The organism is Xanthobacter pseudotagetidis, from assembly GCF_043194795.2.
Classification (GTDB): Bacteria; Pseudomonadota; Alphaproteobacteria; order Rhizobiales; family Xanthobacteraceae; genus Xanthobacter; species Xanthobacter tagetidis_A.
In genome coordinates this window covers 471682-498117 of sequence record NZ_CM195534.1, presented here as the reverse complement: position 1 = coordinate 498117, position 26436 = coordinate 471682, and the positions used below count along the sequence as shown (strand labels likewise).

The window sequence follows — 26436 nt, the reverse complement described above, 5'->3', positions numbered from 1 at the left end:
GGGGCGGTTGGCTGGATAGCTCATGGGGATAGGCTATCATTTTGTTTTCATCGGCGCCATGTGGTGAAAACAAAAGCGCTCGGTTTGGAAATCCTGCGCCTGCGATCCGTGACCGCCGCCAAACCCTCTCCCGCTTGCGAGACCTCTGCGAAATGACGTGAGCTTTGGGTTGTGATTCACTGCGTGTGAGGGGGATGCGGTGATGGATCAACAGAGCTTCCTTGACGCATTGTTGCCTGCGGGGTTTGGGCGCAATGCGCGGCTCGAGCGGATCAGCGGTCTGCTCGACTGGACGCGGATCGAGGCGCTGGTGGTGGCGGTGCGGCCCGGCGAGACCGGGCGTCCGCCGTACAGCCCGCTGTCGATGTTCAAGGCGCTGCTGCTGCAGCAATGGTACGGCCTGTCCGATCCGGGCCTGGAGGAAGCCCTGCTGGACCGGGTGTCGTTCCGTCGCTTCTGCGGCCTCGCCTTGGATGCCGCCACCCCCGACGAGACGACGCTGTGCCGGTTTCGCAACGCGTTGAAGCAGGCGGGCCTGGGCGAGGCGCTGTTCTGCGAGGTGCTGCGCCAGCTGGAAGCGGCGGGCTTCGTGCTCAAGACCGGCACCCTGATCGACGCCACCCTGGTGCAGAGCGCGGTGCGCCCGCCGCCCTCCCGCTCCACGCCGCGGGAGCAGGAAAGCCGCTCGCCGCAGGACCCGGACGCGAACTGGACCCGGCGGGGGGCGGCGCGCACCCTGTTCTTCGGCTACAAGGTCCATATCGGTGTGGACCAGACCTCTGGCCTGGTGAGAAGCCGGGTCCTGACCCCGGCCAAGGTGTATGAGAGCGAGGTCGCCGATCGCCTGATCCTGGGCGACGAACGGGCGGTCTATGCCGACAAGGCCTACGAGAAGAAGGCGCGGCGGCAGGCCCTGAAGGCGCAGGGCATCAAGGACCGCATCCAGCACCGCCGGAACAAGCACCAGAAGGGGCTGCCCCGCTGGCAGGCGGTGCGCAACACGCTGATCGGCCGGGTGCGCTCCGGCGTCGAGCGCACCTTCTCCCAGCTCAAGGGGCGCTACGGCCTGGGGCGGATGCGCTACACCGGCCTTCTCGCCAACGCCTTCCACCTGGACCTGATGCTCATCGCCTTCAACCTCAGGACCCTGACCGGCAAGGCCGCCTGAGCGCCACAGGCGCTCGCCCGAAGCGTCCGCGCACTCCCATCGCTTCGGTGCGCAACACCCTCGGAACACGCCAAACGCTCAATCCCAGCCGTGACGCGATGTTTCGCAGAGGTCTCGCAGGCGGGGGAGGGCAGGGAGGGGGAATTCCCGCGCGCTGCGCCGAACGCCAGTGAAGCCCCCGCCACGCTTGCCCCCTCCCCAACCCTCCCCCGCAGGCGGGAGAGGGAGTTGGGTGCGGGCTGCATTCAATGCGCCTGATGGCGTCGCGATCGCGTCGCCGGCTCCCGTCGCTCCCCTTCGTGGTTCAGGAGGGATATGTTTGATGGCAAATGCGGGGTTTGGGAATGGCGGGGGTTGGGGGTGATCGGATCCTTCCCAGCCTTCGGAATCTCCTCTGTCCGATGCCATCAGAAGTTCAAATCCATTGCGCCGTTCGTGCAAAGCTAGCCAACTTGAGCTGCTAGGCCTATTTGTCGAATAAGGGAGGCCTCAGATGTTTAGAAGCCAAGTGCGTCAAAGCGTCATAAATGCCCTAATCGATCGAGCTGCAACTCGCAATTACGGAAAGTATCTTCCAAAACTAACCCTCAAAAGGGTCCGAGGTTTCGAAAATCAACCGATCAGTTTTGACTTTCCGGTAACCGCGATAATTGGCCCTAATGGTGGTGGAAAAACCACCGTTCTCGGCGCAGCGGCTTGCGCTTATAAAGAAGTAAGTCCTCGACGATTCTTCGCTAAGAGCGGTGCTTACGATGAGAGTATGCAAGACTGGTCAATTGAATATGAATTAATTGATCGAAATCTTGCGCAACGCGATACAGTAAGGCGCACTACAAGCTTTCGGAACCGTCGGTGGAATCGAGAAGCCCCTGATAGGCGGGTTCTGATATTTGGCGTGTCGCGAACTGTACCTGCCAATGAACGAACCGAATTAGCAAAATGTGCAACGACATCGTTTGCCGTTCCAGAAGACCGTGTAACTGCGTTTTCAGATCGTGTCCGCGAAGCGGTGGGTCGAATTCTGGGAAAGGACGTCGCAGGCTATCGCACAATGAAAGTGCGTAGAGATGGCCGAATCCAACTCCTCACGGGACGCACCAAAGGTGGAACTGGTTATTCTGAATTCCATTTTGGGGCTGGAGAATCAAGCATCATCCGAATGATAGCTGAAATTGAAGCTGGAGAAGATCAATCTTTGATTTTAATAGAAGAAATTGAGAATGGGTTACATCCAGTAGCTACTATTCGTCTTGTTGAATATCTAATTGAGGTTGCAGATCGCAAGAAAGTGCAAGTGGTATTTACAACTCATTCGAATGAAGCCCTTCTTCCGCTCCCTTCAAAAGCGATATGGGTTGCAACCGAGGATCGACTGTTCCAGGGAAAACTTGATGTTGGATCACTTCGTGCAATTACCGGCCAGATCACACGTGAAGTGGTAGTCTTTGTCGAAGATGCATTGGCGAAGACATGGGTGGAAACCGCAATTCGTCAACGCCAACCCGCATTCATCGATCATGTCGAGGTGCATGCGATGGAGGGAGACGGCGCCGCCGTCAAAACACATCGCTATCATAATGCTAACCCAGTCACAGATGTTCCTTCAATTTGCTACATTGATGGAGACTCGCGACAGGAAGTTGACGGACCATCAGGAATCTATCGCTTGCCAGGCGCGATGCCAGAAACCTATATCCTGGATAGTGTTTTGTCTGCATGGGATAGGTTTGGCGGCAAACTTTCTGTAGCGTTATTAAAGGAGTTTGAGCAAGCGCCCGATGTAAAACGAGTATGCGAAGAAATATCACACACAAACATGGATCCACATCTTTTGTTTTCACAGATCGGCGAGCGCTTAAGTCTGCTCCCGGAAGAGACGGTAAGGATGGCATTCTGCACCATATGGGCTCAAGCTTACCCAGAAGAGGCAGATGCGATCGTGTCCCGAATAGTGGCGCTGAGGCGGGCCGAGACGGCATAACAAATGGGTTTCTTGGCAGTTTTTAGCGTGAGCGGTGCTTGACTACCCCAACCGCCCCAACGCCCACCCCGCCGCCTCCCGCACCACCTCCGCCTCATCCCCCAGCCGTGCCTCCACCAGCCCCCGCAGCCCCGCGTCGCCCGAGTTCCCGATCGCGATCAGCACGTTCCGCACGAACCGGTCGCGCCCCACGCGCTTGATGGCGCTCTTGGGAAACCGCGCGCGGAACGCCGCGTCGTCCAGCGTCACCAGCTCGGCGAGGTCCGGCGCGTCGTTCTCGGCCCGCGCCGCGAGCTTGGCCTCGCGGCCCGCCACGGCGAACTTGTTCCAGGGGCAGGCGGCGAGGCAGTCGTCGCAGCCATAGATGCGGTTGCCCATGAGCGGGCGCAGTTCCAGCGGAATGGACCCCTTGTGCTCGATGGTGAGGTAGGAGATGCAGCGCCGCGCGTCGATCACATAAGGCGCCGGGAAGGCGGCCGTCGGGCAGGCGTCCAGGCACGCGCGGCACGAGCCGCAATGGTCGCGCTCGGGGGCAGTGGGGGCAAGCTCCAGCGTCGTGGCGATGGCGCCGAGGAACAGCCAGGAGCCGAGATCGCGCGAGACGAGGTTGGTGTGCTTGCCCTGCCAGCCGAGGCCCGCCGCCGCCGCCAGCGGCTTCTCCATCAGCGGCGCGGTGTCCACGAACACCTTCACGTCGGCCGCGACGCCGCGCGCCTTGGCCTCGGCGAGGAGCGCGCGGGCGATGCGCTTCAGGCGCGGCTTGATGACCTCGTGATAGTCCTCCGCCCGCGCATAGGCCGAGATGGCGCCCTTGGTGCGCTGCGCCAGCACGGCGCGCGGGTCCTGCGCCGGGCCGTAGTTCAGGCCGAGCATGATGACGGAGCGGATGTCCGGCCACAGGGTGCGCGGGTCGGCCCGGCGCTCCAGCGTGTCGGCCATCCAGCCCATGTCGCCGTGCGCGCCGTCCGCCACCCACGCCTTCAGGCGCGCGCCGGCTGGCTCGATGGCGTCCGGGGCGGCGATGCCGAAGGCGTCGAAGCCCTCGTCCAGAGCGAACCGGCGGGCGACGTCCTCCAGGGGGACAGACGATGCGGGCGCGGGCGACCTGTCGGCAGGTGCCGGCGTCCGGGAGCGGTGATTTTCGCGCAGCACTGTCATGGCCGGGCTTGTCCCGGCCATCCACGCCGGGCCGTTTCGACAAGGATCGGATGCTGCGCCCGGCCCCGGCCGGTGGATGCTCCGGTCAAGCCGGAGCATGACGGCGGGAGGGGCGGAGGGGCGGCCTGCCTCAGGGCGGATGGTGGCGCCGTGCGGGTCCGCCTGGGGATCTGCGCTTGCGCCCGGCCCCGGGCCGTGGATGGCCGGGACAAGGCCGGGCATGACGGCGGGAGGGGGCGCGGGGCGGTGTCCCTCAGGGCGGCGGACGGAGCGGGGCCGGCGGCATCCTTCTCCGGCAGCGGCCTCAGAAGTCCAGGTCCGCGTAGGTCTTGGACGGCGGCATGCCGGGGATGCTCTCCGCCAGGAGCTGGCGGAAGGTGGGGCGCGACTTCACCCGCGCATACCAGTCCCGTGCGTTCTCGTCCTCGTCCCACGGCACGTCGCCCAGATAGTCGGCCACCGACAGATGCGCGGCGGCGGCAAGGTCGGCCTGGCTGAAGCGCTCGCCGGCGAGCCAGTTGCGCGCCTTGGAGAGCCAGCCGATGTATTTCAGATGATAGCGCAGATTGGCGCGCGCCATGCGCAAGGCGGTGGCGTCCGGCGGCCCGCCGCCCTGCTCGCGGCTCATGTAGCGCTTGTAGATGCGCTCGCGCACCAGCGGCTCGGTGCATTCCACGAACATCTTCTCGTGGAACCAGGAGGTGAGGCGGCGCACCTCCACCCGGCCCAGAGGGTCCTCGGGCAGGAGGCGGCGCTCGGCGAGCGCGAGGCCGCGCGTCTCGTCGAGATATTCGGCGATGATGGCGGCGCCCGGCACCGAGGGCGCCTGCGCCTCGACGATCACCGGCGTGTCGCCGGCCGGGTTCAGCGCCAGCAGGCCGGGCCGTCGCTCCCACACCCGCTCCTCCACCAGCTCCGGCTCGAGCCCGTATTCGGCGAGCAGCAGGCGGACGAAGCGCGAATGGGGGCAGAAGGGATGATGGTGCAGCTGCATGTCGGGAGGCGGCTTTCGGAAGCGGGGTCGGCGGACCGGCGGGGAAACCTTAAGCGGCGAATCTTTCCGTTTGGTTCCGCGCGGGGGAAGGGGGCGCGATGCGCCGGCCGGATCGCGCGCACCGTGCCACAGCGGCGGGGAAAGATTGTGGCCCGAGCGCCACAGAGGGCCACAAAGCGGGCCTGACGCTGGGTCGCCCGCCACGGCGGCGCCGGGCCGCGCATTGCGCCCGCGCGGGCGAGCGGCGAGGATGGCGCCGCCCCGCGCGCCCTCACCTTCCGGAAGGCTCCATGACCCTCGGCGACATGCTCGAAGCCCTGTTCCTCGGTCTCCTGGAGGGGCTCACCGAGTTCATCCCGGTCTCGTCCACGGCGCACATCCTGCTCGCCGGGCACTTCCTGGGCTTCGAGAGCACCGGGCGCACCTTCGAGGTGCTGATCCAGCTCGGCGCCGTGCTCGCGATCCTGACCGTCTATTTCCACCGCTTCCTCAACGTCGCCAAGGCGCTGCCCACCAATCCGGCGGCCCGGCGCTTCGTCATGGGCATCCTCATCGCCTTCCTGCCGGCGGCGGTGATCGGCGCCTTCGCCCACGGCTTCATCAAGAGCGTGCTGTTCGAGACCCCGGTGCTGATCTGCGCCATGCTGATCCTCGGCGGCATCGTGCTCTTGTTCGTCGACCGCATCGTGCCCGAGCCGCGCTACGACAACGCCATGGCGCTGCCGCCGCTCACGGCGCTGAAGATCGGCTTCTGCCAGTGCCTCGCCATGATCCCCGGCGTGTCGCGCTCGGGCTCCACCATCGTCGGCGCCATGCTGTTCGGGGTCGACAAAAGGGCGGCGGCGGAGTTCTCGTTCTTCCTGGCGCTGCCGACCATGTTCGGCGCCTTCGCCTACGACCTCTACAAGAACCGCAACGCGCTCTCCATGGATGACGGCATCCTGATCGTCATCGGCTTCGTCGCCGCCTTCTGCGCCGCGGTGCTGGTGGTGCGCACGCTCTTGGAGTTCGTGGCGCGCCACGGCTACGCGCCGTTCGGCTGGTGGCGCATCTTCGTCGGCACCGCCGGCCTGATCGGCCTCTATCTGGTGGGCTGAGGCGGGTCTCAGAAGTCGGTGGCGATGCCGCCCACCTCCCAGTCGCCGTAGCGCACCGGCTCGGGGCCGTCGCGGCCGTTCAGCTCCCTGGGGCGCTCCTTCTGCGCCGCGTCGATGGCGGCGCGGCGCGCCTCGGCCTCCGCCAGCGCGCGCTTCGCCGCATCGCTCAGCACCTTGCCGGGGGCGGCGCCGGGCGGCGCGGGCGGGGGGGATGTTTCGTCGGCCATGGGTCACGGTCCTCGATCGCGTCACGGGCGCCATCCTTGCCGCTCGCCTGGAAGCGTGCTAGCGGACGCCCGCCTTTCGAGGCCACTCTATCAGAGCATTCAACCTTATGGAGACGCGCATGGCGACGCAGAATGGCGGCCCCACCGAGAACAAGGCGCCGTCGCTGAACGTGCTGGCGCAGTTCGTCAAGGACTTCTCGTTCGAGAACCCCAACGCTCCGCGCTCGCTGATGGCGCCGCAGAGCCAGCCGGACGTGAACATCCAGATCAACGTCAACGCCAAGCCCGGCGCCAACGGCGAGTTCGAGGTGGAGCTGAAGATCGAGGGCGGCGCCAAGGTGGAGGGCAACACCCTGTTCGCCTTCGACCTCGCCTATGGCGGCATCTTCCGCATCCTCAACATCCCGGAGCAGAGCCTGCAGCCGGTGGTGCTGATCGAGTGCCCGCGCCTGCTGTTCCCGTTCGCGCGGCAGATCATCGCGGACGCGGTGCGCAACGGCGGCTTCCCGCCCCTCATGATCGACCCGGTCGACTTCGCCGCGCTCTACCAGCAGCGCATGAACGCCGAAATGCAGCGCCAGGCCGCCGCCGGCCAGGCCTGACGCCACCAGCCCTCCCGCAGGCCGGGAGGGCGTCCGCACCGGTCGGAGCGGCGGCGGTTTGACCGCGCCCGCCCGTGTGCTACTCCTCCGCCAAGAACGGACGCATGGCGCAGGGGCAGGTGAGCCCTTCGCGCACTGCAACGACAAGCGGGCAACCGCCGCGGCGTCTTGATCGGGTACTTCTGCCCCTGTCCAAGGCGATGCCATGGGTCCGCGCGTCCGCATCCTGATTCTCCGCCCAGCTTCCCCGCCGGCGCGCGCGCCGCGACGGCAGGCCGCGCCATGACCGCCGGCGTGGTCCGTGGCGACGTGCTGTGCCCCTTCTGCGGGCTCGGCTGCGACGATCTGGAGGTGGAGGTCTCCGGCCGCGCCGTGCGCCCCCGCAAGGCCTGCGGCGAGGCCGCCCGGCTCCTGGAGCGCAGCGGCGATCCGCCGCCCGCCTGCCGGGTGGAGGGCCGCCCGGCTTCCTTCGAGGAGGCGGTGCGCGCCGCGGCCGGGCTCATTGCGCCGCGCCGCGCCATCGCGATGGCCGGCCTCGGCGCCGACCTGGAGGGCCTCGGCCGGCTCTACGACCTCGCCAGGACGGTGGGCGCGAGCCTCGACCATGCCGCCTCGGCGGGCCTGTTCGCCAATCTCGACCGCCTCGCCCGCAAGGGCTGGATCGCCGCGACGCTGGCCGAGGTGCGCAACCGCTGCGACCTCATGGTGGTGCTCGGTCCCGATCCGAGCGCCGCCTTCGCCCGCTTCTTCGAGCGCGCCCTTCCCGCGCCCGCCCTGGCGGCGGGCGATCAGGCGGCGCCCATGTTCGTCGATCGCACGCGCCGCCGCCGCGTCGCCGTCCTGGGCGGCCCGCTGAGCGCCGCCGGCCGGCGGGCGCTGGCGCCGCACGACGTGGCGGAGATCGGGCTCGACGGGGCGGGGCTGCCGCAGGTCGCGGCGGCGCTCGCCGCGCAGGTGAGGGGCGCCGCGCCCGGCCTGTCGGCGCTGTCGGCGGAGCTCGGCGCCGCCGTGTCCGAGCTCGCGGGCCTTCTGGCCAAGGCGCGCTATGCGGTGTTCGCCTTCGATGCCGGCCGCCTGCCGCCCGCCGATGCGGCCCTGGTGGCCGAGGCCGCCGCCGAGGCGGTGGCGGCGCTCAGCCGCACCACCCGCGCCGCCGTCTTCCCGCTGGGCGGGCGCGACAATGTGGTGGGCGCGCACCAGCTCTCTTTGTGGCGCTTCGGCTGGCCGCTGCGCACGGCGGTGGGGCCGGGCGGCGCGCGCCACGCGCCGGACCTCTACGAGACCCGCGCCGCGCTCGCCGACGCCGACCTCCTCGTCTTCGCCAGCGCCCTGCGTCCCGACGCGCCGCCGGACTTCGCGCGCGGGCCGGTGATCGCGCTCGGCCACGCCCAGACCGTGTTCCCGCGCGAGCCGGACGTGTTCATCCCGGTCGGCACGCCCGGCGTCGACCATGCCGGCCATGTCTTCCGCATGGACCAGGTGGTGTGCCTGCCGCTTTCCGCCTTGCGGCCGGCGGAGCTGCCGAGCCTCGCCGAGGCGGCCGGCGCGATCCTGTCGGCGCTGGAGACGCGGCCATGAGCGCGCGCATCCGCATATCCGGCGGGCGCGTCTACGACCCCGCCAACGGCGTCGCCGATCAGGTGCGCGACCTGCTGATCGCCGACGGCCGCATGGTCGCCGACGCGCCGCCCGCGCCCGGAGAGAGCGTGATCGACGCCGCCGGCACGGTGGTGATGGCGGGCGGCATCGACCTGCACAGCCATATCGCCGGCGGCAAGGTGAACCTCGCCCGCCTGCTCATGAGCGAGGACCGGGCCGCCTTCCCGGAGCCCGAGGGCGCCTTCTGCGGCTGCGGCGGCGGGCGCGCCGCCCCCACCACCCACGAGACCGGCTGCCGCTATTCCCAGATGGGCTACACCGCCGTGTTCGAGCCGGCCGTGGTGGGCGCCAATGCGCGCCACGCGCACCTGGAGATGGCCGACATCCCCAACATCGACACCGGCGGCTTCCTGGTGCTCGGCAATGACGACTTCCTGCTGCGCCTGATCGCCGAGGGCGAGGGGCAGCAGGCGGTGAACGACTACGTGGCCTTCATGCTCAGGGCCACCCAGTGCTGCGCGGTGAAGATCGTCAATCCGGGCGGCATCTCGGCCTTCAAGTTCAACGCCCGCGCGCTCGACCTCGACGAGGCCGGCCCGTTCTACGGCCTCACCCCGCGCCGCATCCTCGCGACGCTGCAGCGGGCGGTGACGGAGCTGGGCGTGCCGCACCCCATCCATCTGCACGGCTGCAATCTCGGCGTGCCGGGGAACGTGGCGACGACGCTCGCCACCATCGGCGCCACCGAGGGCTTCCCGCTCCACCTCACCCACGTGCAGTTCCACGCATACGGCACCGAGGGCGACCGGCGCTTCTCCTCCGGCGCGGCGGAGATCGCCGCCGCCGTGAACGCCAATCCGCACATCAGCGTGGACGTGGGCCAGATCATGTTCGGCCAGACCGTGACCGCCTCGGCCGACCTCATGTCGCAATACCGCAACCACCGCCTCGCCCATCCGAACAAGTGGATCGGCATGGACATCGAGTGCGACGCGGCGTGCGGCGTGGTGCCGTTCGCCTACCGCGACCAGTCGTTCGTGAACGCGCTGCAATGGGCCATCGGGCTGGAGCTGTTCCTGCTGATCGAGGACCCGTGGCGGGTGTACCTGACCACGGACCATCCCAATGGCGGCCCGTTCACCTCCTACCCGCATCTGATCCGCCTGCTGATGGACAAGGATTTCCGCGACCATCACCTCGGCCGCATCCACAAGGCGGCGCGCGCCCACACGCGTCTCGCCGAGATCAAGCGCGAATACACGCTGGAGGAGATCGCCGTCGTCACCCGCGCCGCCCCCGCGCGCACGCTGGGCCTCAGGGACCGCGGCCATCTCGGCCCCGGCGCGCGCGCGGACGTGGTGCTCTATGCCGACGCCGCCGACCGGGAAGCCATGTTCGCGGCGCCGCGCCTGGTGCTGAAGGACGGCGTGGAGGTGGTGCGCGACGGCGCCGTCACGGCGCTGAGGCGCGGGCGCACCTATGCCGTCCACGCGCCCTATGACGGCGCCATGGACAGGCGCCTCGACCAGTGGTTCGACGCCGCCATCGGCCTCAAGGCGAAGCATTTCCGCATCGCCGACGGCGAGATCCGGAACGGCGAGGGCCCGGAGCTGGTGGAGCTTCAGCCATGAGCGGCGCCCCCGACCTCGTCCTCAACGGCGTCGCGGTGCGCGATGGCTTCGCCGAGGCCTTTCCCATGGCGGGAACGCGGCTCGTCATCACCGCCGACACGGCGCGCTGGGCGCTCACCGCAGCGCGCAGCATGACCGGCTTCGCCACCTCGGTGATCGGCTGCGGCTGCGAGGCGGCCATCGAGCGCGAGCTCGGCCCCGCCGAGACGCCGGACGGGCGGCCGGGCGTCAGCGTCCTGGTCTTCGCCATGTCGCTGAAGGACCTGAGGAAGGTGGTGCCGCTCAGGGTCGGGCAGAGCGTGCTCACCTGCCCCACCACCGCCTGCTATGCCGGCATCGAGGGTGGACCTTCGATCCCGCTCGGCCGGGCGCTGCGCTATTTCGGCGACGGCCACCAGGTGTCGAAGCGCCTGGCGGGCAGGCGCATCTGGCGCATCCCGGTGATGGAGGGCGAGTTCGTCTGCGACGAGGCGACCGGCGCGGTTCCGGCGGCGGTGGGCGGCGGCAACTTCCTGATCCTCGCCCGCTCGCGCGCCGCCGCGCTGATCGCCGCCGAGGCGGCGGTGGAGGCGATGGCGCAGGTCCAGGGCGCGGTGCTGCCCTTCCCCGGCGGGGTGGTGCGCTCGGGCTCGAAGGTGGGCAGCAAGTATCCCGGCCTCATCGCCTCCACCAACGGCGCCTACTGCCCGACGCTGCGCGCGGTGACGCCGAGCGCGCTGCCGCCGCAGGCCGAGAGCGTGCTGGAGATCGTCATCGACGGCCTGTCGGAGGCGGCGGTCGCCGCCAGCATGCGCGCCGGCATCGCCGCGGTGTGCGAGCTCGGCGCCGAGGCCGGCGTCCTCGCCGTCGACGCCGGCAATTACGGCGGCAGTCTCGGCCCGTTCCACTTCCACCTGCACGCCATCATGGAGGGCGTGCCATGAGCGGGCTGCGCCTCGTCCTCAGGGCACCGCTTCAGGCGCGGCTCGACTGCTCGGCGCTGGCGCCGGCGGCGCTTGCGGGCCTGGGCGAGGCGGCGGCCGAACGCCTGCTCCTGCCCTACGGAACCGGGCGTGCGGCGCTGGGCGACCTCTTCACCGTGACGCGCGGCGCCTCGGCGGCGCTGGTGATCTCCGGCGACCCGCGGCTCGACGGTGTCGGTGCCGGCCTCTCCGTGGGCGAGATCCTGGTGGACGGCCCCATCGGCGCCGGCGGCGGCCGGGGCATGGCCGGCGGGCGCCTGGTGGTGCGCGGCGACGCGGGCGACGATCTGGCGACCGGCATGGCGGGCGGGCGCATCGAGGTGTCGGGCGGCGCCGGCGCGCGGCTCGGCGGTCCGGTGCCGGGCGCGCGCGCCGGGATGCGCGCCGGGCTGGTGAAGGTGGGCGGCGGCGCCGGGCCCGGTCTCGGCACGCGCCTGCGCGGCGGGCTGATCCTCATCGGCGGCGATGCCGGCGAGCGGGCGGCGGAAGCCATGATCGCCGGCACCCTGGCGGTGGCGGGCTCGATCGGCCCGCGCGCCGGGCGCGGCATGCGGCGCGGCTCGCTGCTGCTGGGCCGGGCGCCGGAGCACCTGCCGGCCGGCTTCGCGTCGAGCGGCGCCGGGGATTTCGTGCTGCTGCTGCTCCTCGCCCGGCGCGTGCCGGAGATCGCCGCCCTGTTCGGCGGCGGCGTGTCCGGCCGGGCCGAGCGGCTGGTGGGCGACCGGCTCTCGGGCGGCGAAGGCGAGATGCTGCTGCTCAGGTGAGCGCGCGGCCGAGCCGCGCCACCGCCACCGCCGGCGCGCAATCGGCCGCCGCGCCGGCCAGGCCGCGCCCGTCGTCGCTCCCGTCCGCCAGCAGGGTCCCGGCATCGCGGAAGGGCCGGCCCGCGCGCACCGCGAGGCGCGCCATCAGGCCGCGCCCCACGCCCGCCCCCACCAGCGGCGCGTCGTCCGGCAGGCCTGACGCGGCCAGCACCCGCCCGAGCCCGCGCGTCAGCAGGCCGAACTGCGCCTCGCACGCGGCGGCGGCGAGCACGCCGGCCTCTTCCAGGCCGCCCGGTTCCAGATCGCGCCCCACCATGCGCAGCAGCCGGCGGGCGCTCGCTTCCTCGGTCTTGGCGCCGCCGTCGGCCGCCGGGTGGAGGTCCGCGCCCTCGGGCAGCTCCTCCAGCAGGCGGTAGACGTCGGCGGTGGTGGCGAAGTGCTCCGCCATCAGCGGCACCCAGGCGCCCCGGAACGGCAAGGCCGGCGACAGCGCCATCACCGGCGTGCGGGCGATGCCGGTATAGACCAGCTCCCCCGCCACCAGCCGGTCGGCGTCCGCATAGGCCATGGCGCGCACCGCGCCGTCCGCGAACAGCACCAGATCGGTGGTGGTGGAGCCCATGTCGGCGAGCAGGCCCGCCGGCAGAAGCCGCGCCAGGGCGCTGGCGGTGGCGTGCCAGTTGGCGGAGGCGATGTCGCCCGCATGGGCGCCGAGCCGGTCCGCGCCGACGAAGCCCGCCGGCCCGGCATAAAACAGCGTCCCCGCCCCGAGCCGCTGCGCCAGCGCCGCGCCCAGCGCGGCGACGCCGGTCGCGCGGTCGGGCCACAGGTCCACCAGCTCGCCGGTCATGGTGACGAAGGACGGCGCCGCGGGCGCCGGCGGCAGGCCGGCGATCGCCGCCTCCAGCCGGTCGAGCCCCTGCCAGAGCGCGCAGGGGGCGATGGCGACGGCCTGAAGCCGCCCGTCGGCGCCGAGCACGGCGCGCTTCAGGTGGGCGCCGCCCACGTCCCAGCCGATGACGGGGCTCATCTGAGGTCGATCTCCACGGGTGTCGCCGCCGGCAGATGGGGCAAGGCCGGCGGCGTGCCGGCCCGGATCAGCTCCGGCAGGAAGGCGGCGGGGTTCACCCCGAGCGCGGCATGGAGGCCGGCATAGGCCGTGGTGACGCGCGGGTTCACCTCCACCACCACCGGCCCGGCGTCCGTCAGCACGAGATCGATGCCGACGATGCCGGCAAGGCCGGGAAAGGCCGCCGCCACCTGCGCGGCGAGGCGGGCCAGCGTCCCGTCCGCATCCTGAAGGCCGCCGACGGTAAGCCCGGTCAGGCTCAGGGCGCCGTCCGCCACCGCCAGATGCTGGCGGTTGACGGCGAGCAGCCGCACCCCGTCCGGCCGCACCAGCACGCTGAGGCTCGCGGGAACGCCTTCGACGAAGGGCTGCACCACCAGGCCCGGCGCGGTGGATGGCCGTGTGCCGGCCGGCCACAGGCGGGTGTCCGCGCACCCCGCGCCGTCGTCGGGCTTGGTGAGGCGCGGCCAGGCAAGGTCGTCCGGCGCCGCGTCGGCGGGAAAGGTGGGGATGCGCGGCAGGCCGGCGGCGGCGAGGCGGCGCGCGGTCTCGCTCTTGCTGGAGCAGGCCTCCACCGCCGCCAGTTCGCTGGCGACAAGCCGCGCCCCGCCGCGCCCCAGCCGGCGGATCATGGCGGCGAGCAGGCCGGAGGTCTCCGGCGCCACCGGCCAGATCACGTCCGCCTGCGCGGCGAGCGCCCCCCACGCCGCCCACGGGTCGGTCCCCTCGGATACCGGCACGGAGGTCGCGCCCGGCGCCGGGAGCCGGTCGTCATGGGTGGTGAGAACCTCCCGCACGCCGGGCAGCAGCGCGAGATCGCCGCAGATGGCGTCGCGCATGCGCGTGCCCTCGGGCACCAGGGTCTCAGGCAGCGGCACATCCCTGAGGCCGCCCGCGGTCACGAACTCGCAGACGAAGACGCGCATGACGGGCTTCCTTCGGACCGCAGGGGACGGGGCTCGGCGAGGCGCGCGGCCAGCGGTTCCGCCATGTCGCGGCCGGTGGCCTCGTAAAGGCCCTTCCAGGCGGGCATGGAATTGACCTCCAGCACGAACAGGCGGCCCTCCCGATCGGCGATGATGTCGACGCCGGCATGGTCGGCGCCCACCGCCGCCGCCGCCTTCACGGCGAGGGCCGCGAGCGCCCCCTCGGGCGCCACCGCAGAGCCGACGGCGCCCTGGTGGATATTGGTGATCCAGCCCGTGCCCCGCCGCACCATGGCGCCTTCCGCGCGCCCGCCGACGACGAAGACGCGAAAGTCCTCATGGGCGGGCGCGGCGACGAAGTCCTGAAGATAATAGAGCGCGTCGACCGTGTCCGGCTCGGGCAAGGGCGCGCCCGGGGCGAGGCGCGCCAGGCCCCGCCCCTGGGCGCCGAACAGCGGCTTCAGCACCGTGTCGCCGGGCGCGGCGTCGACCAGCATCTGCGCCGCGGCGCGGTCCTCCAGCACCCAGGTGCGCGGGGTGGACAGGCCGGCGCGGGCCAGAAGGAAGGTGGCGGCGCTCTTGTCGACGCAGCGCTCGATGGCGCGGGCGTCGTTCATCACCGGCACCCCGAGCGCGCCGAGGGCATGCAGCACGCCGAGCCGCGCCGTCACCTGCTCGAAGCTGCCGGCCGGCACCGCGCGCACGAAGCAGGCAGCGGGCAGGAGGTCGCCGAAGCCGGGCAGCAGCAGACCGTGGGCGGTCTCGCCCACGGCGAAGCCGCAGGCCTTCAGCGACAGCACGCGTCCCGCGCGGCCGTGCCGCTTCAGCGCCGCGAGGAGACGCCGCACATGCCAGTCGGCGTGCTCGGCGAAGACGACGATGTCGGCGGCGCGGGCGCCGGTGCGGGCGCGGGCCATCTCAGCCGCCGAACGAGCGGGCGACGAGGTCGGGCGCGAAGCCGCCGGCGGTGAAGCTCACGCCGTGCTCCAGCGCGCTCACCGTGACGCGCGCGGGCGAGAACAGCATCGCGTCCACCTTGTAGAAGTCGCATCCATAGCCGGCGAACACGTCGGCGAACGGCCGGCCGTGGTCGCGCGAGGTGCTCGACGGCAGGCGCGCCGCGAGGTCGCGCGCGGCTTCCGCCGGGCCGGCGACGAACAGGTGGACCTCGCCGCCATAGAGCACTGCGTCGTTGGTGCGGCCCATGGCGGCGAGGAAGTCCGGCGCCGGCGGCGGCAGCGGCGCGCTGGCGAGCCCGTCGACGATGCGCTCCAGCGGGAAATGGAGCGCGTGCGCCTTGTGCAGCGCCACCTCCAGCGTGCGGGCGACGATCTGCACCGTGCCGGCGAGCGACGAGGTGGGGGTGAGGATGAGCGTCACCGCCTCGGCCGGAACGCCGGAGCGGGCGGCGATCTCGGCCACCACCGCGCCGGGCGGCATCTGCGCCGTCTCCAGCACCAGCGTCACGGCGTCCGCCGCGTCGGCATAGCCGAGCTCCGCGAACAGCGGCTCGACCCGGGCGACGGCGCGCCCCGGCCCGGAGCCGAGGGCGAAGAAGTCTCCGGCCGCAAGGCTCCAGCCGGCATACTGGCTGGCGAGGCAGGCGAGCACCGGGTCCTCGGCCGAGACCGACACCAGGGTCGACCAGGGCGAGAAGCGGTCCGAGGGCGTGAGCGCGACGCGGCCGAGGCCGCCCATGCAGATCTCGGCGATGCGGCGCCCGGCCTCGATGCCGCCCGGCACCGCGATGCCGGCATCGACGATGCGCGCTCCCGAGGGGTCCCGCGAGACGGCGAGGCGCAGGCGCGCCGCATCGGCGACGAGCGCCGCCACCAGCGGCCGCGCGCCTGCGGCGAGGCTCGGGCGGGGGGCCGGGCGGGCGGCTTGGGGGTCGGCGGTCATGGCGCCCCCTCAGGCGAGCTCGCGCGCCAGCGCGAACATGACGGAAAGGTCCAGGAACTGCGCCTGCCGAGCCGCCAGCAGGCGCTGGAACAGCGCCTGCTGGACCCGGTACTTGAGATCGCCGACGGCGAGCGCGCCGATGCCGGCGCCCGTGCCGTTGGCAAGCGGCGCGCCGTCGTCGTACGCGCCGATGCCGGCGATGCCGGAGGGCGGCACCGCATTGACGTCGGCGGCCACCAGAACCCGGCCGGCGGCGGCGATCAGGGGCGCGGAGAGAATCTCGATCCCGGCCCGGCCGGTGCACAGCACCACGTCGCTGGCGGCGAGAAGGTCCGCCTTCTCGGCGTCGGTCTCGGCTCCGGCGCCGGAGAGCTCGACCCCGAAGCGCCGCCTGAACTCCGCCGCCTTGATCTCCACCGGCGTCAGGCCGCGATGGCTCACCATCGTCACCCTGGCGCCCGCCCCGGCGGCGATCACGGCGGCGATGGAGCCGACGACGCCGGTGGCGCCGAACACCTTCACCTCCGCGCCCGTCAGGGCGCCGGGGCGCCGCCCGGCGAGCCGCCGCTCCACCTTGGCGATCAAGGCGGCGGCGGTGGTGAAGGCGCCGGAGGGATCGGGAAAGATCGAGATCTCGAACGGGGGGAACAGGGCGGCGCGCGCCGCCTCCGCCATGTCGAGCGCCAGGCTCGCGTCGCGCCCGCCGATGAAGAGGGCCGTGCGCGCGGCGGCGGCGGGCGGGCGCGAGAACATCATGTCCTGGGTGAGCGCGCGCATCTCGTCGAGCGTCACGTGGGCATAGGGCGCGATGCGCGCATAGCCGGCATCGAACGCCATGTTCACGTCGAACGGACTCACCTGGGACAAAGGCGAGATCATGTGCAGGATCGGTGCGGCGTCCGCCATTGGGGGGATGCTCCAGTTGGGGGAGGCATCGGCGGGTGGCCGCGCCGCGATCGCAAGGGATCACGGCGCGGCGGTTTCAGCCCCGCGCGGGTACGTTCAGGCTGGCAGGCGCGTTCCGGCCGGTCGCGCCCGTGCGAGCGCGGGCCGGCCCGGAACCTGCCGGCCCTCAGGCCGCGAACGGGTGCTTGGCCTTGTCGCGCTCGGCGGTCACGGTCGCCGCGGTCGGGGTGCCGGCGACGGCGCGCTCGATCGAGAGCTTGGTGGCCTCGTAGTTGTACTGCTGGATCTTGGCGTCGTCCGCCGCCTCCCAGTGGATGAACACGCCGACGCAGATGAAGATGTCGTCGGCCTCCTCCATGGGGATGGTGCCCTCGGCGACGCAGTCCTGCACCGCCTTGGCGACGCCGTACTGCGCCGGGCCGAACATCTGCACCGCCTGGCGCGCGTCCTTGATGGTCACCTTGTTGAACATCACCGTGTTGGGCTTGCACGGCAGGTTCGGGGCGATCACCGCCAGGAGCGAGGTGAAGCCGTCCTTGTTGTTGGTGAGGCTGTTGCAGAACGCGGTCTCGACCGCGCTGCCGCGCGGGCCGATCAGCAGGTCGATATGGGCCACCTCGTTGCCCTCGCCCACCAGCGCCTCGCCCACCAGGACCTTGGAAATCTTCGCCATCTTCAGCCTCCCTCGTCGGATGGATCCATGGGTGGCCGCCGCCGGAAACGGGCAGCGGTTCCACGCCGCCTATCCTTGTTGCAGCGTCCGGCGGGGAGGCCGGACCGGTTCGCCAGATAGCGCGGCAGAACCTAGCCGAGCCCCCTGCCGCCAGCAAGCGGCGGCGCGGCGGGCACGGGGCGCCTGTTGCCGGGCCTCTTGCAGGGGAAGGCGCCGCTTCCCATCCTTATTGCGACGATCCGGCGCAAGGCCGGATTTCTGGAGGAGGACGATGAACCATCTGAAGACGGTGATCCTGCTCGCGGGCATGACCGCGCTGTTCATGGGCGTCGGCTACATGATCGGCGGCCAGGGCGGCATGATGATCGCCTTCCTGGTGGCCGCGGCCACGAACATCTTCAGCTACTGGAACGCGGACAAGATGGTCCTGCGCATGTACGGCGCGCGCGAGGTGGACGACCGCACCGCGCCGCAGCTCGTCGGCATGGTGCGCCAGCTCGCCCGCAATGCCGGCCTGCCCATGCCCAAGGTCTACATCATGGACAACCCGCAGCCGAACGCCTTCGCCACCGGCCGCAACCCGCAGAACGCCGCCGTGGCCGCCACCACCGGCCTGCTGGAGATGCTCACCCCCGACGAGGTGGCGGGCGTGATGGCGCACGAGCTGGCGCACATCAAGCACTACGACACCCTGACCATGACGCTCACCGCCACCATCGCCGGCGCCATCTCCATGCTGGCGAACTTCGGCATGTTCTTCGGCGGCGGCCACAACCGGGAGGGCGGCAGCCCGTTCGGCGCCATCGGCACCATCGCCATGGTGATCCTCGCCCCGCTCGCCGCCATGGTGGTGCAGATGGCCATCTCGCGCTCGCGCGAGTACGAGGCCGACCGGGGCGGCGCCGAGATCTCCGGCAACCCCATGGCGCTCGCCAGCGCGCTCGCGAAGATCTCGGGCGCCGCGCACCAGGTGCCCAACTACGAGGCCGAGGCCAACCCGGCCACCGCGCACATGTTCATCATCAACCCGCTGTCGGGGGCGCGGATGGACAATCTGTTCTCCACCCACCCGGCGGCGGAGAACCGCATCGCCGCCCTGACCGAGCTGGCGCGCCGCATGGGCGGCGCCTTCCGCGGCGCCCGCCCGGCGCCCGCCGGCCCCGATCCCCGCGGACCGTGGGGCGGCGGCCAGAGCGGCGGCCGCGGCCCCTGGGGGTGAGGGGCTTCGCGCCAAACCGTCATGCCCGGCCTTGAGCCGGGCATCCACGTCCCGCGACCGGGCGCGCCTTGCGGACGCCGGGAGATCGGCCCGGCGTGGATGGCCGGGACGAGCCCGGCCATGGCGGTGGACTTGGACCACCCCCCTTTTCCTGTCGAAGGCGGACCCAAGCGCGCTGACAGGGGCGCCCGCGCCCTTTAGCCTCGCGGCCCATGACCGCGCACACGCCCGCCCCCGCTCCCGCCGCCCCGCCCGCCAAGGCGGAGGAGGCGCGCGTCACGCCCATGATGGCGCAGTACATGGAGATCAAGGCGGCGAACCCGGACAGCCTCCTGTTCTACCGCATGGGCGACTTCTACGAGCTGTTCTTCGAGGACGCCGAGGCCGCCTCGCGCGCGCTCGGCATCGTGCTCACCAAGCGCGGCAAGCACCTGGGCGCGGACATCCCCATGTGCGGGGTGCCGATCGAGCGCGCGGAGGAATATCTCCACAAGCTGATCGCCCTCGGCTTTAGGGTCGCGGTCTGCGAGCAGCTGGAGGACCCCGCCGAGGCCAAGAAGCGCGGCCCGAAGAGCGTGGTGCGCCGCGACGTGACGCGCCTCGTCACCCCCGGCACCCTCACCGAGGACGCGCTGCTCGACGCCCGGCGCGAGAACGTGCTCGCCGCCCTCGCCCGCACCGGCGCCTCCGGCGCGGATTTTTCCTACGCGCTCGCCTTCACCGACATGTCCACCGGGGCGTTCCGGGTGATCGCCAGCGCGGCCGATGCGCTCGCCGGCGACCTCGCGCGCATCGACCCGGCCGAGCTTCTGGTCTCCGACGCGCTCTATGACGACCCGGCGCTGAAGGAGATCCTGCGCGCGCTTCCGGCCGTCACCCCGCTGCCGCGCGCCGCCTTCGACGGGGCGAGCGCGGACAAGCGCCTTTCCGCCTTCTTCGGCGTCGCGGCGCTCGACGGCTTCGGCGCCTTCAGCCGCGCCGAGCTGACCGCCGCCGCGGCGGTGGTGGCCTATGTGGAGCGCACCCAGCTCGGCGCCCGGCCGGTGCTGGCGCCGCCGCGCAAGGAGGCGGACGGCGGCGTCATGGCCATCGACGCCGGCACCCGCGCCAACCTGGAGCTGGTGCGCACCACCTCCGGCGAGCGGCGCGGCTCGCTGCTCCACGCGGTCGACCGCACCGTCACCGCCGCCGGGGCGCGCCTGCTGGCGCGGCGCATCGCCGAGCCGCTCACCGACCTTTCCGCCATCCGCGACCGGCACGACGCGCTCGATGTCCTGGTCGCGGACGGCGGCCTGCGCGCCGACCTGCGCGCCCGCCTCGCCCGCGCCCCCGACATGGCGCGCGCCCTCACCCGCCTCGCTCTGGGCCGCGGCGGCCCGCGCGACCTCGCGGCGGTGCGCGACGGGCTTGCCGGCGCGCTCGACCTCGCCGCCTTGTTCGGCGCCGCGCCCCCGGCCGACCTCGCCCGCGCCGCGGCGGCGCTGGCGGCGGTGGACGCGGCGCTCGCGGCGCGCCTTGCCCAGGCGCTCGCCGAGGAGCTGCCCGCCCACCGGCGCGACGGCGGCTTCGTCGCCAGGGGCCATGACGGCGACCTCGACGCCACCCGCGCCTTGCGCGACGAGAGCCGGCGCGTGGTGGCCGCTTTGGAGCGTCGCTACGTCGAGGAGACCGGCGTCAAGTCCCTGAAGATTCGGCACAATGCCGTGCTCGGCTACTTCGTCGAGGTGACGGCGCAGAACGCCGACCGGCTGCGCGAGCCGCCGTTCGCCGAAATTTTCGTCCACCGCCAGACCATGGCCGGCGCGGTGCGCTTCTCCAGCGTCGAATTGGGCGAGCTGGAGAGCCGCATCGCCTCCGCCGGCGAGCGGGCGCTGGGCCTGGAGCAGGCGATCTTCGACCAGCTCGCCGCCGAGGTGGTGGCGGCGGCCCCGGCGATCCGCGCCGCCGCCGAGGCGCTCGCCGAGCTCGACGTCGCCACCGGCCTTGCCGAGCTCGCGGTCAGCGAGCGCCATGTGCGCCCGCGCATGGAGGAAAGCGCGGCGTTCCTGATCGAGGGCGGGCGGCATCCGGTGGTGGAGCAGGCGCTGGCCCGCGACGGCGGCCCGTTCGTGCCCAACGGCTGCGACCTCTCCCCGCCGCAAGGCGAGGCGGACGGGCGCATCGTCCTCGTCACCGGCCCCAACATGGCGGGCAAGTCCACCTTCCTGCGGCAGAACGCGCTGATCTGCGTGCTGGCGCAGGCCGGCGCCTTCGTGCCGGCGCGCGCGGCGCGCATCGGCGTTGTGGACCGCCTGTTCTCCCGCGTCGGCGCGGCGGACGACCTGGCGCGCGGGCGCTCCACCTTCATGGTGGAGATGGTGGAGACCGCCGCGATCCTGAACCAGGCCACCCATCGCTCGCTGGTGATCCTGGACGAGATCGGCCGCGGCACCGCCACCTTCGACGGCATGTCCATCGCCTGGGCGAGCCTGGAGCACCTGCACGAGGTGAACCGCTGCCGGGCGCTGTTCGCCACCCATTTCCACGAGCTGACCGCGCTCTCCCAGCGCTGCCGCCGCCTCGTCAACGCCACGGTGAAGGTCACCGAGTGGCAGGGCGACGTGATCTTCCTGCACGAGGTGGTGCCGGGCGCGGCGGACCGCTCCTACGGCATCCAGGTGGCCAAGCTCGCCGGCCTGCCGGACCAGGTGATCGCCCGCGCCCGGGCGGTGCTGGCGGAGCTGGAGGCGGCCGAGCGCGCCTCGCCGGCGCAGAAGCTGGTGGACGACCTGCCGCTGTTCGCGGCCCTGCGCCCGGTGCCGGCCTCCCCGGGGGCGCCTTCGGGGCCGGACCCGCTGCGGGCGGCGCTGGAGGGGATCGATCCCGACGCCATGAGCCCGCGCGACGCGCTGGAGGCGCTCTACCGGCTGAAGGGGCTGGCGCAGTAGCTTGGCGCGCGGGGCGGATTGGCCTGCGTTACCGGAGCCGTTCTGCCGGGCCTTTTTTGATGCGTTCGGGGCTTATGAGGACAGCCCCTTCCGGGACATGCCGCCATGGCCGGGCTTGTCCCGGCCATCCACGCATTGCGGCGTGGCGCAAACATTCCCAGCGCAGCCTCGGCGGCCCGGCGTGGACGCCCACCAGGACAAGCCCGGCCATGACGGCGCGCGCGGGGCCGTCCCGCTGGCGCTACTGCGCGGCCGGGGCCGGCTGCTGTTGCTGCTGGTCCTGGGCCGGCGGGCGCGGCAGCAGCTCGCCCCAGGCGGAGAAGGCGTCGTTGAACGCCTGGTCGCCCGGCTCGCCCTTCTGCAGGGTGATGAGCGCGCGCTTGCTGTTCGAGAACACCACCGGCACGTCGATCCACTGCGAGAACTGCAGCAGCGCCATGTTGCGCTGCTTCTCCGAGGCGCCCGGGGCGAGGCCCACCAGGAACAGGGTCGGGTTGACCTTCACCGACAGGCCCGCGAGCGGCGTGCCGCGCGCCTGGGGATTGGGCTTGGCCGCGATCAGCGGCACGCTCGCCACGTCGCCGAACGGGAAGTCCTTCGGCAGCGTGAAGTTCACCTCGATGGTGTGGGAGGCGGGCAGGGTCGGGTCGGTGTTGCGCCGGAGCACGAAGGTCATGCTGATCTGGCGCTCGGGAATGGTGACCTCGCCGCGCACGCCGATGTCGGGCGGCAGGCCCGGCCCGGCGCTCACCGTCTCGGTCTTCCAGGTCACCGTGCCGTCGAAGCTCTGCGGCTGGCCGCCGCCGGGCGTCTCCTCGAGCAGGACCGCCCGCTGGGCGGTGCCGGGGGTGCCGGCGGGGCGCGGCGCGGCCGGCGTGCGCCGTGCGCCGTCGGTGGTGGGCGCGACGCGGTCGGCGGATTTCTGGGCATCCGCCGCCGGGGCCGGGCCGCCGCCGTCGCCGCCCAGGAGGAGATGGCTGTTGACCACGGCGAGGGCGACGCCGCCCAGCACCACGCACGCCACCAGCGCCCACAGGATCAATTTCTGCCAGGAGCCGCCGCGCTCGCTCTTGCGCGGCTTGCGCTTGGCGCCGTTGGCGGCGCCGCGGCTGCGCACCTCGCCCCGGCGCAGGCCGGGACGGGGGTCGGTTCCGGCCTCGGCGGCCTCCGCCCCCTCCTGATCGCCATCGGCGCGCGGGCGCGGCGGGGCCTCGCGGCGCTGGGGGTCCGCGGCCGTCTCGTCGGGGGCATCGTTGGCCGGCAAGGCGCGCGGGGCGATGCGCCGGGGCTCGCCTTGGGCCGGCGGCCGCAAGGCGGGCGGGGCGGCGGCTGGCGGCGGCGCCTCCTCGGGCGCGGCTTCGGCCGCTTCCGGCGGCGCTTCGGGCGGCGGCGGGAACTCCGCCTCCACGCGGCGGATCGCGTCTTCCAGCGACATCCGCTCCCGGGTGATCTCGCCTTCCGGCAGCGGCGGGTCGACGCTGCGCAGCTGGCGCAGCAGCGTCGCGCGGGCACGATCGTAGACCGCGCGACGGCTCTCGGCGCTTTTCTGCGGCAGGCTCGAAATGGCGCGAGCCAGAAGCGGGAAATAATCGGCCATCGGGACTTTGCTTCGCGCTCCGTTGGGTGGCCCTGGGGTCAGGCCTGGAAGGGATTATGCACGAGTATGGTGTCGTCGCGCTCCGGGCTTGTGGACAAAACCGCCACGGGGCAGCCGATCAGCTCCTCCACGCGGCGCACATATTTCACGGCCTCCGCCGGCAGGTCCGCCCAGGAGCGCGCCCCGGCGGTGGAATCCTGCCAGCCTTCCATGGTCTCGTAGATCGGCTCGGCCCGCGCCTGCGCGCCGCTCTCCGCCGGCAGGTAGTCGATCTGCCTGCCGTCCACCTTGTAGCCGACACAAACCTTCAGCTCGGTAAATCCGTCGAGCACGTCGAGCTTGGTCAGCGCGATGCCGTGGATGCCGCAGGTGCGCACGGTCTGGCGCACCAGCACCGCGTCGAACCAGCCGCAGCGGCGCGCCCTGCCGGTGACGACGCCGAACTCGCGGCCCTTCTCGCCCAGCGTCTTGCCCACCTCGTCCGTGAGCTCGGTGGGGAAGGGGCCGCCGCCGACGCGGGTGGTGTAGGCCTTGGTGATGCCGAGCACGTAGTCGAGCGCGCCGGGGCCGATGCCGGAGCCGCTGGAGGCCGCGCCCGCCACCGTGTTGGAGGAGGTCACGAACGGATAGGTGCCGTGGTCGATGTCGAGCAGCGCCCCCTGGGCGCCCTCGAACAGGATCTTCCTGCCCTCGCGCCGGGCGTGGTCGAGCAGCTCCCACACCCGGTCCATGAACGGCAGCACCTTGGGGGCGATGGCGTTCAGCTCGCACACCAGGGTGGTGGCGTCGACCTCTGGGACGCCGAGGCCGCGGCGGATGAGATTGTGGTGCGCCAGCAGGCGCTCCACCTTGCCGGGCAGCGTCTGCGGCTCGGCGAGGTCGACCAGGCGGATGGCGCGCCGGCCCACCTTGTCCTCATAGGCCGGGCCGATGCCGCGCTTGGTGGTGCCGATGCGCGCGCTCTCCACCGTCGCGTTCTCGCGCAAGGCGTCGAGCTCGCGGTGCAGCGGCAGGATGAGGGGGGTGGTCTCGGCGATGCGCAGGCGCTCGGGGCCGATCACGACGCCCTGCCCCGCGAGGCGCGCCAATTCGTCCACCAGCGCCTGGGGGTCGAGCACCACGCCGTTGCCGATCACCGACAGCTTGCCGGGGCGCACCACGCCCGAGGGCAGCAGCGACAGCTTGTAGGTGACGCCGCCCACCACCAGCGTGTGGCCGGCATTGTGGCCGCCCTGGAAGCGGACCACCACGTCCGCCTGCTCGGAGAGCCAGTCGACGATCTTGCCCTTGCCTTCGTCGCCCCATTGCGAGCCGACCACGACCACGTTGGCCACGGGGTGGAGCCTCCTCGAAGCGGCGCGGATCATCGCCATGCGGCCCGCGCGACAAAACAAAGCCCCGGCGCTGGTCCGGGGCGTTTAGCTGGCGTCTTAAGGGATCGCCGCACGGGAGGCAAGGCTGGGCGCCGCCGCCGATGGTGCCCGGCTAACGGCGTTCCGGGCCGCAGCTGGGGCCGCGCCTGGCGCCGAGGTTGGTTTGGCCGCCGCTTCATGCTCTATCTGCGGCGATGAGACCTCCTTCCCGTCCGCCGTCCCGTCCCCCCGCCCGCTCCGGTTCGGGGGCGCCCGCCCGTCCGCCCGAGCGCCGGCCCCGCCCGCCGGCCGCTCCGGGCCTTGCCGCCCGCGTCCTGGCGGTGGACGGGCTCGAGAAGGTGCTGCGCCACGGCGCCGCGCTGGAGGAGGCGGCCGAGGGCTTCGACCCGGCGCTGGAGCCGCGCGACCGGGCGCTCGCCTTCCGCATCATGGCGACCGCGGTGCGGCGCCTCGGCACCCTGCGCCTGGTGCTCGGCAGGCTGCTGGAGCGCGGCCTGCCGAAATCGGCGCCGCGCCTGGAGGCGATCCTGCTCGCCGGGGCGACGCAGCTGCTGTTCATGGACGTGCCGGACCATGCGGCGGTCGGCCTCAGCGTCGATCTCGCCCGCGCCGACCGCTCCACCGCCGGCTTCTCCGCGCTCGCCAACGCGGTGCTGCGGCGCCTGGCGCGGGAGAAGCAGGCGCTGCTCGCCGGCATCGACCCGGTCGAGGCCGACACGCCCGACTGGCTGCGCGCGCGCTGGCGCGCGGCCTACGGCGCCGAGGCGGCGCGCGCCATCTGCGCCATCAACGCCGTGGAGCCGCCGCTCGACATCACCGTGAAGGCGGACCCGGAGCGCTGGGCGCAGGCGCTCAGCGGCGAGGTGCTGCCCACCGGCTCGGTGCGCATCGTCCAGGCCGGCCCGGTGCGCGCGCTGCCCGGCTTCGCGGACGGGGAATGGTGGGTGCAGGACGCCGCCGCCGCCCTTCCCTCCCGGCTTCTGGGCGAGGTGAAGGGCCTGAAGGTCGCGGACCTGTGCGCCGCCCCGGGCGGCAAGACCGCCCAGCTCGCCGCCGCCGGGGCGCAGGTGACGGCGGTGGACCGCTCCGGCGCGCGCATCGGCCGGCTGAAGGAGAACCTCGCCCGGCTCAGGCTCTCCGCCAAGGTGGTGGCGGGCGACGTGCTGGAGTTCCGCGACGGGCCGTTCGACGCGGTGCTGCTCGATGCCCCCTGCACCGCCACCGGCACGCTGCGGCGCCATCCCGACATCGCCATCACCAAGCGCCCGGGCGACGTGGCGGCGCTGGCCGAGCTGCAGGGCCGGCTCCTCGCCCATGCGGCCGACCTGGTCCGGCCCGGCGGCACGCTGGTCTATTCCACCTGCTCGCTGGAGCCCGAGGAGGGCGAGGCGCAGGTGGAGCGCTTCCTCGCCGCCCATCCCGACTTCGCCCGCGCGCCGCTCGCGCCGGGGGAGATCGCCGGCATCGATCCGTTCATAACTCCTCAAGGGGAATTGCGCACACTGCCGAGCGGATGGGTGCGCGGCGAGCCGGAGCGCTCGGGGCTCGACGGCTTCTTCGCGACGCGCCTGCGCCGGCTGCGGTAAGGCGCGCCGCGCCCGTCCGTCAACGCGGCGAGCGAATGTTTCGCTCGATCCGCCAGAGGGATGGGCGCAGATGGA

General features: G+C 72.0%; 22 protein-coding genes. 11 read left to right on the top strand and 11 right to left on the bottom strand.

The features are described from left to right. Positions 1-202 precede the first annotated feature (202 nt). Together V5F67_RS02270 and V5F67_RS02265 are read left to right on the top strand one after the other, a co-directional pair. Positions 203-1168: an IS5 family transposase gene (locus V5F67_RS02270; RefSeq protein ID WP_509210583.1), complete on the top strand. Its 966-nt coding sequence runs from the start codon at positions 203-205 to the stop codon at positions 1166-1168. A 493-nt stretch (positions 1169-1661) separates the two neighbouring features. Then, entirely contained in the window at positions 1662-3149 is a 1488-nt protein-coding gene (locus V5F67_RS02265; RefSeq protein WP_394022203.1) for an ATP-dependent nuclease, read from the top strand. A gap of 42 nt (positions 3150-3191) precedes the next feature. Here V5F67_RS02265 and queG read toward each other — a convergent pair whose 3' ends face one another. Together queG and V5F67_RS02255 are read right to left on the bottom strand one after the other, a co-directional pair. Beyond that, entirely contained in the window at positions 3192-4307 is a 1116-nt protein-coding gene (gene queG / locus V5F67_RS02260) for a tRNA epoxyqueuosine(34) reductase QueG (protein WP_394022204.1), read from the bottom strand. A gap of 304 nt (positions 4308-4611) precedes the next feature. Further along, the gene (locus V5F67_RS02255) at positions 4612-5301 is read right to left on the bottom strand and encodes a glutathione S-transferase family protein (RefSeq protein WP_394022205.1); all 690 of its coding nucleotides are present in this window, start codon (positions 5299-5301) and stop codon (positions 4612-4614) included. Positions 5302-5591: 290 nt separating this feature from the next. Between V5F67_RS02255 and V5F67_RS02250 the strand changes: the two genes are divergently transcribed. After that, positions 5592-6398 carry an undecaprenyl-diphosphate phosphatase gene (locus tag V5F67_RS02250; RefSeq protein WP_394022206.1) on the top strand — a complete coding sequence of 269 codons (807 nt, stop codon included), beginning with the start codon at positions 5592-5594 and terminating at the stop codon, positions 6396-6398. 8 nt (positions 6399-6406) lie between these two features. Here V5F67_RS02250 and V5F67_RS02245 read toward each other — a convergent pair whose 3' ends face one another. After that, the gene (locus V5F67_RS02245) at positions 6407-6625 is read right to left on the bottom strand and encodes a DUF1674 domain-containing protein (RefSeq protein WP_394022207.1); all 219 of its coding nucleotides are present in this window, start codon (positions 6623-6625) and stop codon (positions 6407-6409) included. Positions 6626-6744: 119 nt separating this feature from the next. Here V5F67_RS02245 and secB point away from each other — a divergent pair, with 119 nt between their 5' ends. The 5 genes from secB to V5F67_RS02220 all read left to right on the top strand — a co-directional run bounded on the left by secB (position 6745) and on the right by V5F67_RS02220 (position 12183). Then, positions 6745-7227 carry a protein-export chaperone SecB gene (secB, locus tag V5F67_RS02240; protein ID WP_394022208.1) on the top strand — a complete coding sequence of 161 codons (483 nt, stop codon included), beginning with the start codon at positions 6745-6747 and terminating at the stop codon, positions 7225-7227. A gap of 282 nt (positions 7228-7509) precedes the next feature. Continuing rightward, entirely contained in the window at positions 7510-8805 is a 1296-nt protein-coding gene (locus V5F67_RS02235; protein ID WP_394022209.1) for a formylmethanofuran dehydrogenase, read from the top strand. Then, complete coding sequence (locus tag V5F67_RS02230; protein WP_394022210.1) at positions 8802-10457, top strand: formylmethanofuran dehydrogenase subunit A; 1656 nt, start codon at positions 8802-8804, stop codon at positions 10455-10457. Before V5F67_RS02235 ends, V5F67_RS02230 begins: the two co-directional genes overlap by 4 nt. Continuing rightward, positions 10454-11380, top strand: a complete 927-nt coding sequence (gene fhcD / locus V5F67_RS02225; protein WP_394022211.1) for a formylmethanofuran--tetrahydromethanopterin N-formyltransferase — start codon at positions 10454-10456, stop codon at positions 11378-11380. Before V5F67_RS02230 ends, fhcD begins: the two co-directional genes overlap by 4 nt. Then, the gene (locus V5F67_RS02220; protein ID WP_394022212.1) at positions 11377-12183 is read left to right on the top strand and encodes a formylmethanofuran dehydrogenase subunit C; all 807 of its coding nucleotides are present in this window, start codon (positions 11377-11379) and stop codon (positions 12181-12183) included. Before fhcD ends, V5F67_RS02220 begins: the two co-directional genes overlap by 4 nt. On the opposite strand, the gene V5F67_RS02215 is transcribed toward V5F67_RS02220, so the two are convergent. The 6 genes from V5F67_RS02215 to fae all read right to left on the bottom strand — a co-directional run bounded on the left by V5F67_RS02215 (position 12176) and on the right by fae (position 17659). Next, entirely contained in the window at positions 12176-13213 is a 1038-nt protein-coding gene (locus tag V5F67_RS02215; protein ID WP_394022213.1) for a hydantoinase/oxoprolinase family protein, read from the bottom strand. The genes V5F67_RS02220 and V5F67_RS02215 overlap by 8 nt on opposite strands. Then, positions 13210-14178 carry an ATP-grasp domain-containing protein gene (locus V5F67_RS02210; RefSeq protein WP_394022214.1) on the bottom strand — a complete coding sequence of 323 codons (969 nt, stop codon included), beginning with the start codon at positions 14176-14178 and terminating at the stop codon, positions 13210-13212. The genes V5F67_RS02215 and V5F67_RS02210 overlap by 4 nt, the downstream gene beginning before the upstream one ends. Then, positions 14151-15095, bottom strand: a complete 945-nt coding sequence (locus V5F67_RS02205; protein ID WP_394022215.1) for a RimK family alpha-L-glutamate ligase — start codon at positions 15093-15095, stop codon at positions 14151-14153. The genes V5F67_RS02210 and V5F67_RS02205 overlap by 28 nt, the downstream gene beginning before the upstream one ends. A gap of 1 nt (position 15096) precedes the next feature. Then, complete coding sequence (gene mch, locus V5F67_RS02200; protein WP_394022216.1) at positions 15097-16080, bottom strand: methenyltetrahydromethanopterin cyclohydrolase; 984 nt, start codon at positions 16078-16080, stop codon at positions 15097-15099. Between the two features lie 9 nt (positions 16081-16089). After that, the gene (locus V5F67_RS02195; protein WP_394022217.1) at positions 16090-16986 is read right to left on the bottom strand and encodes a methylene-tetrahydromethanopterin dehydrogenase N-terminal domain-containing protein; all 897 of its coding nucleotides are present in this window, start codon (positions 16984-16986) and stop codon (positions 16090-16092) included. 166 nt (positions 16987-17152) lie between these two features. Continuing rightward, on the bottom strand, positions 17153-17659 hold the full coding sequence (gene fae / locus V5F67_RS02190; protein WP_394022218.1) for a formaldehyde-activating enzyme: 507 nt from the start codon (positions 17657-17659) through the stop codon (positions 17153-17155). 271 nt (positions 17660-17930) lie between these two features. Between fae and htpX the strand changes: the two genes are divergently transcribed. Next, a complete protein-coding gene (gene htpX / locus V5F67_RS02185; RefSeq protein ID WP_394022219.1) occupies positions 17931-18878 on the top strand; it encodes a zinc metalloprotease HtpX in 948 nt (315 codons plus the stop codon). A gap of 212 nt (positions 18879-19090) precedes the next feature. Beyond that, positions 19091-21805: a DNA mismatch repair protein MutS gene (gene mutS / locus V5F67_RS02180; protein WP_509210602.1), complete on the top strand. Its 2715-nt coding sequence runs from the start codon at positions 19091-19093 to the stop codon at positions 21803-21805. A 241-nt stretch (positions 21806-22046) separates the two neighbouring features. On the opposite strand, the gene V5F67_RS02175 is transcribed toward mutS, so the two are convergent. Further along, a complete protein-coding gene (locus V5F67_RS02175) occupies positions 22047-23402 on the bottom strand; it encodes a hypothetical protein (RefSeq protein WP_394021885.1) in 1356 nt (451 codons plus the stop codon). A 38-nt stretch (positions 23403-23440) separates the two neighbouring features. Next, positions 23441-24736 carry an adenylosuccinate synthase gene (locus V5F67_RS02170; protein WP_394021886.1) on the bottom strand — a complete coding sequence of 432 codons (1296 nt, stop codon included), beginning with the start codon at positions 24734-24736 and terminating at the stop codon, positions 23441-23443. 233 nt (positions 24737-24969) lie between these two features. Between V5F67_RS02170 and rsmB the strand changes: the two genes are divergently transcribed. Beyond that, positions 24970-26361, top strand: a complete 1392-nt coding sequence (rsmB, locus tag V5F67_RS02165; protein WP_394021887.1) for a 16S rRNA (cytosine(967)-C(5))-methyltransferase RsmB — start codon at positions 24970-24972, stop codon at positions 26359-26361. Positions 26362-26436: the final 75 nt, after the last annotated feature.

Bases quoted from the DNA above. Each gene is read 5' to 3' on its own strand.
- V5F67_RS02270 (WP_509210583.1), top strand. From the start codon at position 203: ATGGATCAACAGAGCTTCCTTGACGCATTGTTGCCTGCGGGGTTTGGG.
- V5F67_RS02265 (WP_394022203.1), top strand. From the start codon at position 1,662: ATGTTTAGAAGCCAAGTGCGTCAAAGCGTCATAAATGCCCTAATCGAT.
- queG (WP_394022204.1), bottom strand. From the start codon at position 4,307: ATGACAGTGCTGCGCGAAAATCACCGCTCCCGGACGCCGGCACCTGCC.
- V5F67_RS02255 (WP_394022205.1), bottom strand. From the start codon at position 5,301: ATGCAGCTGCACCATCATCCCTTCTGCCCCCATTCGCGCTTCGTCCGC.
- V5F67_RS02250 (WP_394022206.1), top strand. From the start codon at position 5,592: ATGACCCTCGGCGACATGCTCGAAGCCCTGTTCCTCGGTCTCCTGGAG.
- V5F67_RS02245 (WP_394022207.1), bottom strand. From the start codon at position 6,625: ATGGCCGACGAAACATCCCCCCCGCCCGCGCCGCCCGGCGCCGCCCCC.
- secB (WP_394022208.1), top strand. From the start codon at position 6,745: ATGGCGACGCAGAATGGCGGCCCCACCGAGAACAAGGCGCCGTCGCTG.
- V5F67_RS02235 (WP_394022209.1), top strand. From the start codon at position 7,510: ATGACCGCCGGCGTGGTCCGTGGCGACGTGCTGTGCCCCTTCTGCGGG.
- V5F67_RS02230 (WP_394022210.1), top strand. From the start codon at position 8,802: ATGAGCGCGCGCATCCGCATATCCGGCGGGCGCGTCTACGACCCCGCC.
- fhcD (WP_394022211.1), top strand. From the start codon at position 10,454: ATGAGCGGCGCCCCCGACCTCGTCCTCAACGGCGTCGCGGTGCGCGAT.
- V5F67_RS02220 (WP_394022212.1), top strand. From the start codon at position 11,377: ATGAGCGGGCTGCGCCTCGTCCTCAGGGCACCGCTTCAGGCGCGGCTC.
- V5F67_RS02215 (WP_394022213.1), bottom strand. From the start codon at position 13,213: ATGAGCCCCGTCATCGGCTGGGACGTGGGCGGCGCCCACCTGAAGCGC.
- V5F67_RS02210 (WP_394022214.1), bottom strand. From the start codon at position 14,178: ATGCGCGTCTTCGTCTGCGAGTTCGTGACCGCGGGCGGCCTCAGGGAT.
- V5F67_RS02205 (WP_394022215.1), bottom strand. From the start codon at position 15,095: ATGGCCCGCGCCCGCACCGGCGCCCGCGCCGCCGACATCGTCGTCTTC.
- mch (WP_394022216.1), bottom strand. From the start codon at position 16,080: ATGACCGCCGACCCCCAAGCCGCCCGCCCGGCCCCCCGCCCGAGCCTC.
- V5F67_RS02195 (WP_394022217.1), bottom strand. From the start codon at position 16,986: ATGGCGGACGCCGCACCGATCCTGCACATGATCTCGCCTTTGTCCCAG.
- fae (WP_394022218.1), bottom strand. From the start codon at position 17,659: ATGGCGAAGATTTCCAAGGTCCTGGTGGGCGAGGCGCTGGTGGGCGAG.
- htpX (WP_394022219.1), top strand. From the start codon at position 17,931: ATGAACCATCTGAAGACGGTGATCCTGCTCGCGGGCATGACCGCGCTG.
- mutS (WP_509210602.1), top strand. From the start codon at position 19,091: ATGACCGCGCACACGCCCGCCCCCGCTCCCGCCGCCCCGCCCGCCAAG.
- V5F67_RS02175 (WP_394021885.1), bottom strand. From the start codon at position 23,402: ATGGCCGATTATTTCCCGCTTCTGGCTCGCGCCATTTCGAGCCTGCCG.
- rsmB (WP_394021887.1), top strand. From the start codon at position 24,970: ATGAGACCTCCTTCCCGTCCGCCGTCCCGTCCCCCCGCCCGCTCCGGT.